This window comes from Quadrisphaera sp. GCM10027208, from assembly GCF_042658805.1.
Lineage (GTDB): Bacteria > Actinomycetota > Actinomycetes > Actinomycetales > SCSIO-59966 > SCSIO-59966.
The window spans coordinates 218,045-232,507 of sequence record NZ_JBHSRC010000003.1 but is presented as its reverse complement, the minus strand read 5'-3'; the positions used below and the strand labels follow the sequence as shown (position 1 = coordinate 232,507).

Sequence of the window (14,463 nt, the reverse complement as noted above, 5' to 3'; positions counted from 1 at the left end):
GGTCTCAGGCCCGGTAGGACCCCAGTGTGCCGCGCGCGCCCAGCACCTCGAACCGGGCGAACAGCTCCTCGCCGTACCAGCCCTCGGCGCCGGTGCGTCGGACCACCTCGGCGTGCGCGGCCCGCCGGTGGGCGAACTCCTGCAGCGCGGCGTCGTCGTCCCACAGCGAGAACGTGCCCTGCAGGCCGACCGGCGCCTCGCCGATCCCGATGGCGAGCCGGAGCCCGCCCACCCGGTGCAGGTCCACGGCCACCGGCGGGACGGCGCGGTGGAAGGTCAGCAGCGACCGGGTGCGGACCCGGGCCCGGGTGATGCTGGCGACCGGGCCGGTGACCCGCCGCGGGACCGGCTCGCCGAACGGTTCGCGTCCCGCCCACCGCCCGCGGGAGGCGAGCGGGCGCAGGACGACGTGCAGGCGCTCCTCGGCGATCCGGTCCCAGCCCCGCACCGTCGCCGAGTCCTCGAACGCGGTCGCGGCTGCCTCGTCGTCCCAGGTGGTGAGCAGTGCCCAGTGCCGCGGGTCGGCGTCCCGGACGGTGAACGTGCGTCCCCGGCCGGTGCCGAGCAGCCGGCTGAACCGGGCCGGGCCGTGGCGCAGCAGCAGGGGGTCCAGGGCCATCCGGCCGAGCGCGGCGGGAACGGCGCGGGACGGCACCCCCCAGACCGACAGGGTGACGAGCGGGACCACCGGTCAGCCGACCTCGACCGGCTGGCCGGCGGTGATCCGCAGCAGCTCGTCGTAGCGGGTGGGGAACACGGTGCGCGGGTGCCCGCCGGCGGCCCAGACGACGTCGTGCTGGGCGAGGGCGACGTCGACGAGGGTCTGCAGCGGTTCGGTGTGCCCGACCGGGGCGACGCCGCCGATGGCGAAACCGGTGCGGCGGCGGACGAGGTCCGGGTCCGCCCGGTGCAGGGCGGGGACGCCGAGCACGCCGGCGACCCGGGCCGGGTCGACCCGGTGGGCGCCGGAGGTGAGCACGAGCACGGGACGGCGTCCGTCGGGGTCGTCCGGGTCGTCCACGGCGAAGATCAGGGAGTTGGCGATCTGACCGACCTCGACGCCGAGCGCGGCGGCCGCCAGGGCGGCGGTCCGGACGTGCTCGTCCAGGGCCACGATCCGGCCGGTGGCGCCGAGCTCGTCGAGGGCGGCGCGGACCCGCTGGACGCTGGGGTGGGCCAGGACGGGATCGTCCGGGCCCGGTCGGGTGGAGGGAGCCGTCATGGGGAAAGGCTAGTTGTCCCCAGGTCCAGAACTCGCTGTTGACGGGACCGTCGTCGCCGGGGTGTACTGTCGCCATCGTTCGAACAGGTGTTCGACAGATGGTCGACAAAGGGTCCGGGTCCCCGTCCCGGCCCCGTGGCACCTGTCGGACGGTCGCACGACGCGGGAGTCGCACCCGTGTCGGGCGGTCCGGAGCGGTGGTGCCTCGACCCCGCCCCGCTCCGGACCGCCGGTCGGCTGAGTCGCGGCCGAGGCCGCAGGGGAGGGCAGCACGGTGCGGACCTACGACGACCCGGTGGACGTGCGCGGCCAGGACGCGCCCCACCAGTTCCTCTGGCGGGGGCGGCTGTACGTCGTCCGGGAGGTGCTCTCGCACTGGTACGAGCGCACCGCCTGGTGGGACGGCGCGGCCGCCCAGGCCGTGCGCGGGAGCGCCGACCCGGTCGTCTCCCCGCCGCCGGCCGGCGCCGTGGACCCCGCGGCCGCGTCGTCCGGGCCGGACGTCGAGCGGGAGGTGTGGCGGGTCGAGGCGAGCGCCGGGCGCACCGCCGGCTGCGGGGTCTTCGACCTCGTGCTGTCCCGTCCCGTCGGCCGGCCGGCGCAGACCGGGTGGCGGCTGGTCCGGGTCGTGGACTGAGGAGGTGCCGACGATGACGACGACAGCGACGACGACAACGACGACAGCGACGACAGCGACGAGAACGAGGACGGCGAGGACGACGGGCGCGGCGGGTCCTCGGCCGGCCCCCGTTCCGGTGGCCGCCGTCGAGCTGCTCGACCGGGCCGCCCGCGGCCTGGCCCGGGCGGAGCTGGCCGGCACGCCGGGGGAGCGGTACGTCGCCGCCCACCTGGCGGCGCTGCGCTGCGCCGCCGCGGTCCTCGCGGTCCGTGGCCGGCCGAGCCGCCGCGGCCCGCGCAGCGTCTGGGAGGTGCTGCCGCGGGTGGCCCCCGAGCTCGGTGAGTGGGCGGCGTTCTTCGCCTCGACGGCGTCCCGCCGGGCCGCGGTCGAGGCCGGCCGGGGGGAGACCGTCACGGCCCGGGAGGCCGACGACCTGCTCCGGGACGCCGGCGCCTTCGCCGTCCTCGTCGCCGGGTCCCTCGGCGTCCCGGTGCCTTCCGCCCTGGCGGTCTGATGCCCGTCACCCACCTGCCCTCCGGCACCCACCTGCCCTCCTTCACCCACCTGCACGTGGCCTCCGGCTACTCGATGCGGTACGGCGCGAGCACCCCGGCCGCGCTCGTCGAGCGGGCGGCCGGGCTGGGGCTCGACGCGCTGGCCCTCACCGACCGGGACGGGCTCTACGGGGCGGTCAAGTTCGTCACCGCCTGCCGGGACGCCGGCCTCACCCCGGTGCTCGGGGTCGACCTGGCGGTCGAGCCGAGCGGGCTGGCCGCCGGCCTGCCGGCCTGGGCCGACCCCGGCGCCGCGGCTCGCGGCGTCCGCGGCGGCACCCCGGTCCGGGGCGGGTCGGCCGTCGACCCCCGGCTGCCCCGGGTCACCGTGCTCGCCCACGGCAGCGTCGCCCCCGACGAGGTGAGCGCCGGGCTGGCGCCCGGAGCCGGCTACGCCCGCCTGTCCCGGCTGGTCTCGGCGACCCACCTGCGGGGCGAGCGGGGCACCCCGGTGGCGACCGCTGCCCTCGTCGGCGAGCACGCCGAGGCCGCCGACGGGACCCCCGCCCTCACCGTGCTGCTGGGTCCGGGCTCCGAGCTGGGCCGCGCCGTCCTGGCCCGCCGGACCGACCTGGCCCGGGCCGTGCTCGCCTCCTGGTACTCCGTCCTGCCGCCCGGGTCGCTCGCCGTCGAGGTGGTCTGCCACCGGGGACCGGACGGCACCCCCGGCAGCCTCGGGCACGCGGCCCGGATGCTCGCCCTGGCCCGGGAGGCCGGGATCCCGGCCGTGCTGACCAACGCCGTCCGGTACGCCACCGGTGAGGACGCGGCGACCGTCGACGTCCTCGACGCCGCCCGGCGGCTCGTCCCGATGGACGCCCGGCACCTGGACCGGACCACCGCCCAGGGCTACCTCAAGGGTGCCGAGGAGATGGCCGCCCTGGCGGCCGAGGTCGCCCGGGCGGCGGGCGGGAGCGGACCCGCCGACCTGCTCACCGGCACCGAGCGGGTCGCCGCCCGGTGCCGGCTCGACCCGGTCCGGGACCTCGGCCTCGGCTCGGTGCACCTCCCCGAGCCGGCCGTTCTCGGCCTCGGCCCGGACGACGACCCCGACGCCGTCCTGCGGGCCCGGTGCGAGGCCGGGATCGGCCGCCGCTACCCGGGCGCCGGGCAGCGCCAGCTCGCCGCGGTCCGGGCCCGCCTCGACGACGAGCTGGCCACCGTCGCCGCGCTGGGCTACCCGACGTACTTCCTCACCGTGGCCGACGTCTGCGACCTCGTCCGCTCGATGGGGGTGCGGGTCGCCGCCCGCGGCTCGGGGGCCGGCAGCCTGGTCAACCACCTGCTCGGCGTCTCGGGGGTGGACCCGATGGCGCACGGCCTGCTGATGGAGCGGTTCTGCACGCCGCTGCGCACCGAGCTGCCCGACATCGACATCGACGTCGAGTCCGCCCGCCGCACCGAGGTCTACGAGCGGGTGATCGAACGGTTCGGCGGGCAGCGGGTGGCCGCGGTGTCGATGATGGACACCTACCGGGTCCGGCACGCCGTCCGGGACGCCGGCGCGGCGCTCGGGATGCCGCCGGGCGAGATCGACGCGATCGCCACGGCGTTCCCGCACATCCGCGCCCGGGACGCGCGGGCCGCGCTCGCCGAGCTGCCCGAGCTGCGCGCCTCCGGGATCGGCTCCTCCCGGCTCGACCTGCTCCTCGACACCGTCGAGCGGCTCGACGGGCTGCCCCGGCACGTCGCGCTGCACCCGTGCGGGGTGCTGCTGTCGGACGCCACCCTGCTGGACCGCACCCCGGTCGAGGCGAGCTGGCAGGGCTTCCCGATGAGCCAGTACGACAAGGACGACGTCGAGGTGCTCGGCCTGCTCAAGCTCGACGTGCTCGGGGTCCGGATGCAGTCGGCGATGGCGTACGCGCTCGAGGAGGTCGAGCGGGTGGACGGGGAGCGCGTCGACCTCGACGCGGTGCCGCTGGACGACGAGCCGACGTTCCGGCTGATCCGCTCCACCCGCACGCTCGGCTGCTTCCAGATCGAGTCACCCGGGCAGCGCGAGCTCGTCGGCAAGTTCGCCCCCCAGGACTTCGCCGACCTCGTCATCGACATCTCGCTGTTCCGCCCGGGCCCGGTGAAGTCCGACATGGTGACCCCGTTCCTGTCGGCGCGGCAGGGCTGGCGGGCGCCGGAGTACCTGCACGAGACGCTGCGTGAGCCGCTCGCCGAGACCTACGGGGTCGTCGTCTTCCACGAGCAGGTGCTGCACATCGTCGCGCGGACCGCCGGGGTGAGCCTGGCCGAGGCCGACGAGGTCCGCCGTGCCCTCGGCTCCCGGGACGGGCAGGCCGAGGTGGAGGCGTGGTGGCGGCCCCGGGCCGCGGCGAACGGCTACTCCCCGCAGGACGTCGACCGGATCTGGACGGTGCTGCGCTCCTTCGCCTCCTTCGGGTTCTGCAAGGCGCACGCGGCCGCGTTCGCGCTGCCCACCTACCAGTCCGCGTGGCTCAAGACCCACCACCCGGCGGCCTTCCTCGCCGGGGTGCTCACCCACGACCCGGGGATGTACCCCAAGCGGCTGATCCTCGACGACGCGCGCAACCTCGGCATCGCCGTCCTGCCGCTCGACGTCAACCGCTCCGACGGCTGCTACCGGGTGGAGCGGGTGGCTCCGTGCCCGCCCGCCGGCGGTGGCCCCCGGGACGAGCCGCCGCCGGTCGCCTCCGGCGACCCGGGGGAGGGGCTGCGGCTCGACGCCGCGGTGCCGGACGCCCGGGGCTACGGCATCCGGCTGTCGCTGGCAGACGTCAAGGGGATCTCCGAGGCCGAGGTGTCCCGGGTCGTCGCCGGCCGGCCCTACCACTCGCTGGCGGACTTCTGGCACCGCGCGAGGGTGTCCCGCCCGGTGGTGGAGCGGCTCGTCCTCACCGGCGCCTTCGACGCCCTGTACGGGATCGGCTCCCGCTCCCCGGTCCGCCGCCGGGGAGCGGTCACCCGGCGCGACCTGCTGCTCCAGGTCGCCGACCTGGACCGCTGGACCCGGGGTGCCGAGCGGGCCGCCCGCCGGTCCGCGCCCTCCCGCGGCCGCTCCCGGACCGCCGCGACCCCGGCCGCCCCGGTCGAGGTGCTCGCCGCCCGGCAGTCCCGGGCCCCCGCCCGGGTGCAGCCGCCCGACCGGCAGGGCGTCCAGCTCGCGCTCGACCTCGGGGACGCCCCGGAGCACACCGTGCCCAGCGGGTTGCCGGAGCTGACCGGGGCCGAGCGGGTCCGTGCCGAGCTCGAGGTGCTCGGCCTGGACGCCAGCCGGCACGTGCTCGACTTCTACACCCCGCTGCTGGACGAGCTCGGCGTCACCCGCAGCACCGACCTGACCCGGTGCCGCAGCCGCAGCGAGGTGCTCGTCGCGGGCGTCAAGGTGGCCACCCAGACCCCGCCGGTCCGCTCCGGCCGCCGGGTCGTGTTCCTCACCCTCGACGACGCCCGCGGCCCGGTCGACGCGACGTTCTTCGAGGACGTCCAGGGGCCCTACGCCGCCACCGTCTTCGGCGCCTGGCTGCTGCTCGTCCGCGGCGAGCTGCGCCGGACCGGTCCACGCGGGGTCTCGCTGCGGGCCACCGGGGCGTGGGAGCTGCCGCTGCTGTGGGACGTCCACCGCTCGGCGGGCCTCACCGGGGTGCGCGAGCTGCTCGCCGGGTCGGCCGGGTACGACGAGCGAGCCGTGGCCGGGGCCGCACGCAGTCGCTCCACCCGCCCGGTGACGGCGCCGCTGCCCGGGTACGAGCGCGACGACGGGGGGCTGCCCGGTCGGGACGCCGTCCGCAGCGGACCCGCCGAGCGGGGGGCGGCCGCCGCGCACCGGGGTGCCGCGGCCGCCGCGTACCGCGACGCCACTGGCCCGGCCGGGCCGACCGGCCCGGCTGGGCCGGCTGGCCCGGCCGGGGAGCGCGCCGGCCGGCGGGTGCTCGTGCACGCCAGCGGGTTCCGCCAGTCCCCCTACGCCGACGTCCGGCCGGCCGGCGGCGACGTCCGGGACACCCGCAGCACGTCGTCGCGCCGGGAGCGCGACCAGGACCCGCCGCGGCGGCTGTGGCACGCCAGCCCCGGGAGCCCGGGACGGTGACCGGGCGCCGACTACGCTGCCGGTCGTGCCGGAGACCCGAGGCTCGGACCCGCGCGCCAGCGTGCGCACCGCCGTCGTGTGGGACGCCCTGGACGCCGTCGTCGAGGAGATCTCCCGGCGCACCGGCGTCCGCACCCTCGAGGTCGTCGACGTCGGCGGCGGGACCGGCGGGTTCGCCGTCCCGCTCGCCGTGGCCGGTCACCGGGTCACCGTCGTCGACGCCAGCCCGGACGCCCTGGCCGGCCTGCGCCGCCGGGCCGGGGAGGCCGGTGTCCTCGACCGGGTGGACGCCGTCCAGGCGGACGCCGCCGACCTGGTCGCCGCGGTCGGAGCCCGGTCGGCCGACCTCGTCCTGTGCCACGACGTCCTCGAGCACGTCGACGTACCCGCCCGGGTGGCCGCCGCCCTCGCCGAGGTGGTCCGCCCGCACGGCGTCGTCAGCGTGCTCGTCGCCCAGCCGACGGCCGCGGTGCTGCACCGGGTCGTCGCCGGCCGGGTGGCCGAGGCCCTGGAGCTGCTGCGTGCCCCGGCCCCGGCGCTCGACGACACCGACGACCTGCCCCGGCGGCTGGACGCCGCCACCGCCACCGCGCTGCTGCACGCGGCCGGTCTGGACGTGCGGACCCGGCACGGCGTCCGCGTGCTCGCCGACCTCGTCCCGGCCGCAGCCGTCGACGGGGACGTCGAGGCCACCCGGGCGCTGCTCGCCCTGGAGCGGCTGGCCTCCGGCCAGGACCGGTTCACCGACCTGGCCGGTGCGGTCCACCTGCTGGCCCACCCTCGTGCCGCCGGGTCCCTCGGCGCCGGGACCGCGCCGGACTGACCCCCTCCCTGCCCGCCGGGGGCCGTCGTGACCCCCCGCCCCCCGGTCGCGGGCGGACCGGCGGAGACCGTCCTGCACGTCGACATGGACGCCTTCTACGTCTCGGTGTCCCTGCTGGACCGGCCCGAGCTGCGCGGGCTCCCGGTCGTGGTCGGCGGCGGCGCCCGCGGCGTCGTGCTCTCGGCCAGCTACGAGGCCCGCCGGTACGGGGTGCGCTCGGCGATGCCGATGGGCCGGGCGCGCCGGCTGTGCCCCGAGGCGGCCGTCGTCCCCCCGGACCACACCCGCTACGCCGAGGTCTCCCGCGGGGTGATGGAGGTCTTCCGCTCGGTCACCCCGGTGGTGGAGCAGGTCAGCCCCGACGAGGCCTTCCTCGACGTGGCCGGGGCCCGGCGGCTGCTCGGCGACCCGGTGCGGATCGCCCGGCTGCTGCGCGACCGGGTCGCCGACGAGCAGGGCATCACCTGCTCGGTCGGGATCGCGGCCGGCAAGCTCGTCGCCAAGCTCGCCTCCACCCGCAGCAAGCCGGACGGCCTGCTGCACGTCCCCCGGGAGCGGACCGTCGAGTTCCTCCACCCGCTGCCGGTCGGTGCGCTGTGGGGCGTGGGGGAGCGCACCGCCGAGCAGCTGCGCCGGCTCGGCCTGCACACCGTCGGCGACCTCGCCCACACCCCGGCACCGACGCTGCGCCGCGCCCTCGGTGACGCCCTCGGGCAGCACCTGCACGACCTGTCCTGGGGCCGGGACACCCGCCCGGTCGTCGGCGGCGCCCCGGCCCGCAGCGTCAGCGCGGCGGAGACCTTCTCCCGGGACGTCGACGACCCCGACGTCGTGCGCCGCGAGCTGCTCCGGCTCGCCGAGCGGGTCGCCGCCCGGCTGCGGGCCACCGGGTCAGCCGGCAGGACGGTGTCGCTCACGGTCCGGTTCGCCGACTTCACCACCGTGAGCAGGTCCCGCACCCTGGCCGAGCCCACGGACCTCGGCCGGCAGGTGTACGCCACCGCCCGGGAGCTCTACACCGCGCTGCGGCTCGACCGGGCCCGCATCCGCCTCGTCGGCGTCCGGGTCGAGCAGCTCGTCGACGCCGGGCAGCAGCACCACCAGCTCACCCTCGACGAGTGGCCGGAGGACTGGCGCCGGGCCGAGCACGCGGTGGACCGGGCGGCGGCCCGGTTCGGGGCCGGAGCGGTCCGCCCAGCAGCCCTCATCGCGACCGCCGAGGACGACCGCAGCCGGCCCTGAGAGGTCCACCGCATCCCCGGCTTTCGCGCCGGGCGACGGCGACCTATCCTGAGTTCTCCACCACCCAGGGCTCGACCGCAGGAGGTCGACAGTGCCTCTCTCCGAGCACGAGCAGCGACTGCTCGCACAGATGGAGCAGCAGCTCCTGTCCGAGGACCCGAAGTTCGCCTCGGCGATGCGGGGTCGCCGCTCGGTCGCCCGACGGCACCTCGCCGTCGGGGTCCTCGGCGTGCTGGCCGGTCTGGTCCTGCTCGTCGTCGCCGTGTCCCAGAACGTCATCCTGCTCGGCGTCCTCGCCTTTCTGCTCATGCTCGGCGGCGCGATCTACGCGTTCTCCGCACCGCGCGGCCCGGTCGGCGTCGTCGACGGGTCCGGCCGGCCGCGGCCCCGCAGACCGGGCCAGGGACCCGCCTCGCAGGGCTCCGGGTCCTTCATGCAGCGGCTCGAGGAGCGCTGGGACCGTCGCCGCGGGGACCGCGGGTTCTGAGCGCGCGCAGCCGTCCGGCCAGCCGCCGCTCGGCGGCGTCCGCGGCCGTCCCCGCCCGGACCAGCCCGGAGCGCAGGTGGGCCACCCCCGAGCCGGGTAGCAACCGGGCCCGCCACCGGACCCCCCGCCCGACGCCGGCGTGCAGCGCCCGCTCGACGGCGCGCACGTCCCGGCGCAGGGTGGCGACGCCGGCGGTCCCGCCGTCCCGCGCGTAGCGGGCCCGCTCGACGACGGCGACGACGGCGTCCAGCGCCTGTCGGCCCGCGTCGTCGAGGTGCCCGCCGAGCCGGCGGCCGAGCTGGCGCGGGGTGAGCGGCCCGTCGGCGTCCAGCCCCAGGTCCGCCGCCGACTCCCGCAGCGTCGTCCACGCCGCCTCCGGACCCGCGCCAGGATCCGGCGAGCGGGCCGCCGACCGCCACCGAGACCGGCGGACCACCCGGGAGGTGACGAGCGGAGCGCCCGCCAGGGCCAGGGCGAGCAGCACGCCGGAGACGGCCCGCCACGGGACGGCGGCCAGCACCTCCGCCAGTGACGTCCCGGCGGCGGCCGCCGCGTCGTCCGCGGCCGAGGTGCTCGCGCCCCCCTGCTCCGGCGGCGGCGCGGACGTCGGCAGGTCCGTCGGGTCCCGGTCGGCCACCACGGACGGCGGGGGAGCGGCCCAGGACGGCAGCGAGCCGGTCCGGGTCGAGGGGGTGGGCTCGAACCGCACCCAGCCGACCCCGGCGAAGTACAGCTCCGGCCAGGCGTGCGCGTCCCGCACCGAGACCGTGTAGCTGCCGTCGGGCTGCCGCTGCCCGGGCAGGAACCCGACAGCCACCCGGGACGGGATGCCGAGGGTGCGGGCCATCACCGCCATCGAGGAGGCGAAGTGCACGCAGTACCCGGCCCGTTGGGCGAGGAAGTCGGCCAGCGCCGACGCGCTGTCGGCGGCCGGCGCGGTCAGCGAGTACCGGAAGCCGCCCTCGTTGCGGAACCACTGCTGCAGCCGGACGGCCTGCTCGTACGGCGTGCCGTCGCCGGCCACCTCCGCGGCGGTGGCGGCCACGCTCGCCGGCAGGTCCGCCGGCGGGGTCCCCCAGCGGGCGACGACGTCCGCCGGTGGCGGCGGGGCGTCCAGCAGCTGCTCGGGTGTCGGGGTGACCTCGAGGTAGAAGGCGTCGTAGCTCATGCCCGGGCTCGTCGACACCCCGTCACCCAGCACGTTGAGGGTGTCGTCGTACAGCCAGGGGCCCATGACGTCGACCCGGGTGGTCGGGTAGGGCACCGGCAGCCAGACGCTCTCCAGCCCCTGGACGGTGATCCGGAACCGCTGGCCCTGCGCCGTGACCTCGTCCGAGAGCCCGGGTGGGGCCGGCAGCCCGCCGGCCGCGGTGTCGCTGCGCGGCAGCGGCTCCAGCCGGGGCCGCCACTGCTCGCCGTCGTAGAGGTCGTTGGTGACGAGCCGCAGCGGCTGGGGCGTCCCCGTCGTCGTGTAGGTGAGGACGGTGTCGTCCCGCGGCGTGGTGAGGTTCTCCCGCAGGTCGAGGATCGGGTTGACCACCGAGATCCGCCCGCCCTGGCCGGGTCCGTCGCCCGTCCCGCTGCCGAGGTGCAGGGCCTCCCCGAGGCCGGGGACGACGGTCGGCACGACGACCGCGCCGGCCAGGGCCAGCGCCCCGACCCGGCGGCCGGTCGCCGCCAGTGGCGCAGGCCCCCCGCCGTCGCCGTCCAGCACCCGACCCCAGCGGCCGACCCGCTCGCCGGCGTCGGCCGCGACGAGCACCAGGTAGCCGGCGCCGGCCAGGACGAACCAGTACCAGTCGAGCCCTCCCGGAGCGAGGGCCGCCGGCACGAGGTAGACGGCGAGCAGCGGCAGCCCGGCGACCGCGGGCTGGCGCAGGCCCACCGCGACCGTGTCGACGACGAGGACCACCGCCCCGACGCCGGCCGAGACGAGCAGCCGGATCCCGGCCTCCGCGGGCGCCGGCGCGGCCACCGTGGCCACGAGGTCCGCCCCGGCGGCCGCGACGGCGATCAGCTCCCCGGTCGTCGCCACCGTGGGCAGCACCCCCCACCACGCCTCGGCCCGCGCGTACAGCCAGGTCAGGACGAGCAGCCAGGCGACGAGGCCGGCCGCCAGCGCCACCCCCGGGTGCCGGGACAGCCGGCGCGCCGCAGCCGTCGCGACGGCCACCGCGCCGACCGTGACGACAACCTCGACGAACCACCGGACGCCCTCGACCAGGGTGGACAGCGTGGCCGCGGTCAGCAGGGTGGCCACGACCGCGGCGAGCGGCAGGTGCGACCTCATCGCGCCGCCCCCGGCGCCCGGGCCGGGCCCCCTCCACCCGGCGAGAAGCCTGCCGGCCCGCCGTCCCGGGTGGCGTGCCGCTCGACGAGCCGCCGCCAGGCCTGCGGCACCGGCGTGGTCGCCTCCGGCTCCACCACGCTCCACCCGGCACGGTCCAGGACGAGAGCGGCCCGACCGCGGGCGGCGTCGACCTGGTCGCGGCGACGGCCCGGCAGCGTCGTCCAGGTGGGGGTCGCCAGCAGCAGCGCCAGCCCCGCGGCCCCCCGTCGCGGCAGCGCGGCGACCGGCTCGACGTCCGCGGCGTCCACCTCCCCGAGGAGGCTGACGACCAGCCCGTCCCCGCCGCTGCGGGTCAGCGCCCGGTGCGCCTCCTGGAGCTCCAGCGGGCTGCCGGGGGTGACGACGGCCAGCCGGTCGAGCAGCTCCCCGACCCCCTGGCGGCTGTCCCGGCCGGTCCACGGCGTCTCGACGTCGTCGGTGAGCACGCGGACCCCGTACCCGGACTCCGCCAGCAGGGCGGCGATCGAGGCGGCGGCGCTGACCGCCCACTCGAACGAGGACGCCGGGCCCTCACCACGGTGACCGACGGCGCGGGTGTCCAGGACGACGGTCGCCCGCAGCAGGTGCGGCTGCTCGTCCCGGCGGACCATGAGCTCACCGCGGCGGGCGGTGGAGCGCCAGTGCACCCGGCGCAGGTCGTCCCCGTGGCGGTACTCCCGGGTGGCGACGTCGTGCTCCCCGGCGGCCGCCGCCGTCGTGGCGACCGACTCCCCGGCACCGGTCCAGGCGCCGGAGGCCCGCAGCGGCAGCAGCGGGTGCACCCGGGGGACGACGACGAGCGGGTCGGTGGCCGTGAACGACCGGGTCACCTCGCACATCCCGAACGGGTCGGTGACCCGCAGCGACAACGGCCCGACCTGCCAGCGTCCCCGCACGTCGCTGCGGACCGGGTAGGTGACCGCCACCGAGCCGCCGGGAGCCAGCCGGGCCACGACGAACCGGGGCCGGGAGCCGAGCACGTACGGGACGTCGTCCTGGGCCAGCAGGACGCCGGTGGGCAACCGGGCCAGGTTCGTCAGCTCCAGGCGGACCGAGGCAGGCTGGCCCGCCGCGACCCGTGGCGGGGTCACCGTCCGCTCGTGCCCGACCTGGTGCCGGGCACGAGCCACGAGCAGCACGCTGGCCAGCGGCAGGGCGACGAGCAGCACTGCGACCCGCAGCAGGTCCCGCTGGCCGAGGACGACGGCGACGGCGGCGACCGCGGCACCGGCCGCGAGGAAGGACCGGCCCCGGGTGGTGAGGCCGGACAGCGCGGTCGCCGCGGCGGGGGACGCCACCGTGCTCAGCGCCCCCGTCCGCCCGGCACCGGCACCCGGGACAGCACGTCGTGCACGACGTCGGCGACTCCGCGGCGGGCCAGCTGGGCGTCAGGGCTCAGCAGCACCCGGTGCGCCAGCACGGCAACGGCGAGCTGCTGGACGTCGTCCGGCAGGACGTGGTCTCGGCCCGCCAGCGCGGCGGCCGCCCGCGCCGCCCGCAGCAGGTGCAGGCTGGCCCGCGGGGAGGCGCCCAGGCGCAGGTCCGGGTGCTCCCGGGTGGCCGCGGCGACCGCGACGACGTACTCCTTGACGGCAGGCGCCGCCCACACCCCGTGCACGGCGTCGATCATCGCCCGCACGTCCGCGGCGTCCGCCACCGGCTGCAGCGCCGCCAGCGGGTCCGCGGTGGAGTGGTTCTCCAGCATGTCGAGCTCGGCGGTCGTCGACGGGTATCCCATGGACACCCGGGCCATGAACCGGTCCCGCTGCGCCTCCGGCAACGGGTAGGTCCCCTCCATCTCGACCGGGTTCTGGGTCGCGACGACGATGAACGGCCGCTCCAGCGGGTAGGTGACCCCGTCGACGGTGACCTGCCGCTCGGCCATGCACTCCAGCAGCGCGGACTGGGTCTTCGGGGAGGCCCGGTTGATCTCGTCGCCGACGACGACGTTGGCGAACACGGCGCCCGGCTTGAACTCGAAGTCGCGGACCTCGGCGTTGTAGACGTTCACCCCGGTCACGTCGCTGGGCAGCAGGTCCGGGGTGAACTGGATCCGGCGCACCGAGCAGTCGATCGCGCGGCCCAACGCCTTGGCCAGCATCGTCTTGCCGACGCCGGGCACGTCCTCGACGAGCAGGTGCCCCTCGGCGAGCAGCACGGTCAGCGCGGTGCGCACGACGTCCGGCTTGCCCTCGATCACCGACTCGACCGCCCGGCGCACGGCCTCGGCGGTCCGGGTGAGCTGCTCGAGGGCCTGCGGCTCCACGCTCGCTGCGGTCAACGCGGTCTCCTTCTGGCGACGGTGCTGCGACGGTACGTCAGGTCGGGCCGCCGGCGGGAGCCCTCCACCACCCTCCACCGCGCGGTGTGACCGTGCCCGGCGAGGGCGTGATCGCCACCGGGGGAGGAGAAGCGGGCCGGCCGGGCCGGGTGACGCGTCGTCCGGTGGGCCGGTCCTCCTCCCGTGGCGATCACCGGACGTCGTACGCCCTCCACTTCCCTCCCCGCACCTGACCTGCGGTTTCCGGTCAAGTTCCCGGACGCCGCGGCCGATGGTGGTGTGAAAGTGGAGGACAGTGGAGTACCGTGGGGCATCGCGGAGGTCAGCGGGGCTCCGCGGACGCGGAAAGGTGGTGGGGCCGGTGTTCCTCGGGACGCACTCCCCACGCCTGGACGACAAGGGGCGGCTGATCCTGCCGGCGAAGTTCCGCGACAAGCTCGCCGGCGGCCTCGTCGTCACCCGCGGCCAGGAGCGCAGCCTCTCGGTGTTCCCGATGGCGGCGTTCGAGGCCAAGGTGGCCGAGCTCAGCGCCGGTGCCGGGTCGAGCAAGGCCGCCCGGGACTACCTGCGCGTCCTGCTCGCCGGCGCCTCCGACGAGGTGCCGGACAAGCAGGGGCGGATCACCCTGCCGCCGCCGCTGCGCGCCTACGCCGGGCTCGACCGCGACCTCGCGGTGATCGGCGCCGGGGACCACCTCGAGGTCTGGGACGCCCGCACCTGGGAGGACTACCTCGCCGCCCAGGAGGAGGTCTTCTCCGAGACGTCCGAGGGGGTGGTCGGCAGCCCCTGAGGAGCCGTCGCGCCGCACGACGAGGTCTCCAGCCGCTTCCCGCGTCCTGACGC

The 14,463-nt window shown here is 77.3% G+C and carries 12 protein-coding genes; 7 read left to right on the top strand and 5 right to left on the bottom strand.

The window, feature by feature from the left end; translation table 11 throughout:
- Positions 1 to 4: 4 nt before the first annotated feature.
- The gene (locus tag ACFP6A_RS06515; protein ID WP_379602506.1) at positions 5 to 688 is read right to left on the bottom strand and encodes a monooxygenase; all 684 of its coding nucleotides are present in this window, start codon (positions 686 to 688) and stop codon (positions 5 to 7) included.
- A gap of 3 nt (positions 689 to 691) precedes the next feature.
- Positions 692 to 1,222, bottom strand: coding sequence for a YbaK/EbsC family protein (locus ACFP6A_RS06510; protein WP_379602504.1), 531 nt, complete (start codon positions 1,220 to 1,222; stop codon positions 692 to 694).
- A 274-nt stretch (positions 1,223 to 1,496) separates the two neighbouring features.
- Here ACFP6A_RS06510 and ACFP6A_RS06505 point away from each other — a divergent pair, with 274 nt between their 5' ends.
- The 6 genes from ACFP6A_RS06505 to ACFP6A_RS06480 all read left to right on the top strand — a co-directional run bounded on the left by ACFP6A_RS06505 (position 1,497) and on the right by ACFP6A_RS06480 (position 9,010).
- The gene (locus tag ACFP6A_RS06505) at positions 1,497 to 1,859 is read left to right on the top strand and encodes a DUF6504 family protein (RefSeq protein WP_379602503.1); all 363 of its coding nucleotides are present in this window, start codon (positions 1,497 to 1,499) and stop codon (positions 1,857 to 1,859) included.
- 13 nt (positions 1,860 to 1,872) lie between these two features.
- Positions 1,873 to 2,355: an SAV_6107 family HEPN domain-containing protein gene (locus ACFP6A_RS06500; protein ID WP_379602501.1), complete on the top strand. Its 483-nt coding sequence runs from the start codon at positions 1,873 to 1,875 to the stop codon at positions 2,353 to 2,355.
- The gene (locus ACFP6A_RS06495) at positions 2,355 to 6,458 is read left to right on the top strand and encodes a DNA polymerase III subunit alpha (protein ID WP_379602499.1); all 4,104 of its coding nucleotides are present in this window, start codon (positions 2,355 to 2,357) and stop codon (positions 6,456 to 6,458) included. Before ACFP6A_RS06500 ends, ACFP6A_RS06495 begins: the two co-directional genes overlap by 1 nt.
- 25 nt (positions 6,459 to 6,483) lie before the next feature.
- Entirely contained in the window at positions 6,484 to 7,281 is a 798-nt protein-coding gene (locus tag ACFP6A_RS06490; protein WP_379602497.1) for a methyltransferase domain-containing protein, read from the top strand.
- An 84-nt stretch (positions 7,282 to 7,365) separates the two neighbouring features.
- Positions 7,366 to 8,523, top strand: a complete 1,158-nt coding sequence (gene dinB / locus ACFP6A_RS06485) for a DNA polymerase IV (protein WP_379602894.1) — start codon at positions 7,366 to 7,368, stop codon at positions 8,521 to 8,523.
- A 91-nt stretch (positions 8,524 to 8,614) separates the two neighbouring features.
- Positions 8,615 to 9,010: a DUF3040 domain-containing protein gene (locus tag ACFP6A_RS06480; RefSeq protein WP_379602495.1), complete on the top strand. Its 396-nt coding sequence runs from the start codon at positions 8,615 to 8,617 to the stop codon at positions 9,008 to 9,010.
- On the opposite strand, the gene ACFP6A_RS06475 is transcribed toward ACFP6A_RS06480, so the two are convergent.
- Genes ACFP6A_RS06475 through ACFP6A_RS06465 form a run of 3 tightly spaced genes read right to left on the bottom strand, consistent with a single transcriptional unit; the run spans position 8,955 to position 13,620 of the window.
- Positions 8,955 to 11,300 carry a transglutaminaseTgpA domain-containing protein gene (locus ACFP6A_RS06475; RefSeq protein ID WP_379602493.1) on the bottom strand — a complete coding sequence of 782 codons (2,346 nt, stop codon included), beginning with the start codon at positions 11,298 to 11,300 and terminating at the stop codon, positions 8,955 to 8,957. The genes ACFP6A_RS06480 and ACFP6A_RS06475 overlap by 56 nt on opposite strands.
- Complete coding sequence (locus ACFP6A_RS06470; RefSeq protein ID WP_379602491.1) at positions 11,297 to 12,637, bottom strand: DUF58 domain-containing protein; 1,341 nt, start codon at positions 12,635 to 12,637, stop codon at positions 11,297 to 11,299. Before ACFP6A_RS06470 ends, ACFP6A_RS06475 begins: the two co-directional genes overlap by 4 nt.
- Positions 12,638 to 12,642: 5 nt before the next feature.
- Positions 12,643 to 13,620, bottom strand: coding sequence for an AAA family ATPase (locus ACFP6A_RS06465; protein ID WP_379602489.1), 978 nt, complete (start codon positions 13,618 to 13,620; stop codon positions 12,643 to 12,645).
- Positions 13,621 to 13,981: 361 nt separating this feature from the next.
- Here ACFP6A_RS06465 and mraZ point away from each other — a divergent pair, with 361 nt between their 5' ends.
- A complete protein-coding gene (mraZ, locus tag ACFP6A_RS06460) occupies positions 13,982 to 14,410 on the top strand; it encodes a division/cell wall cluster transcriptional repressor MraZ (protein ID WP_379602487.1) in 429 nt (142 codons plus the stop codon).
- Positions 14,411 to 14,463 lie beyond the last annotated feature (53 nt).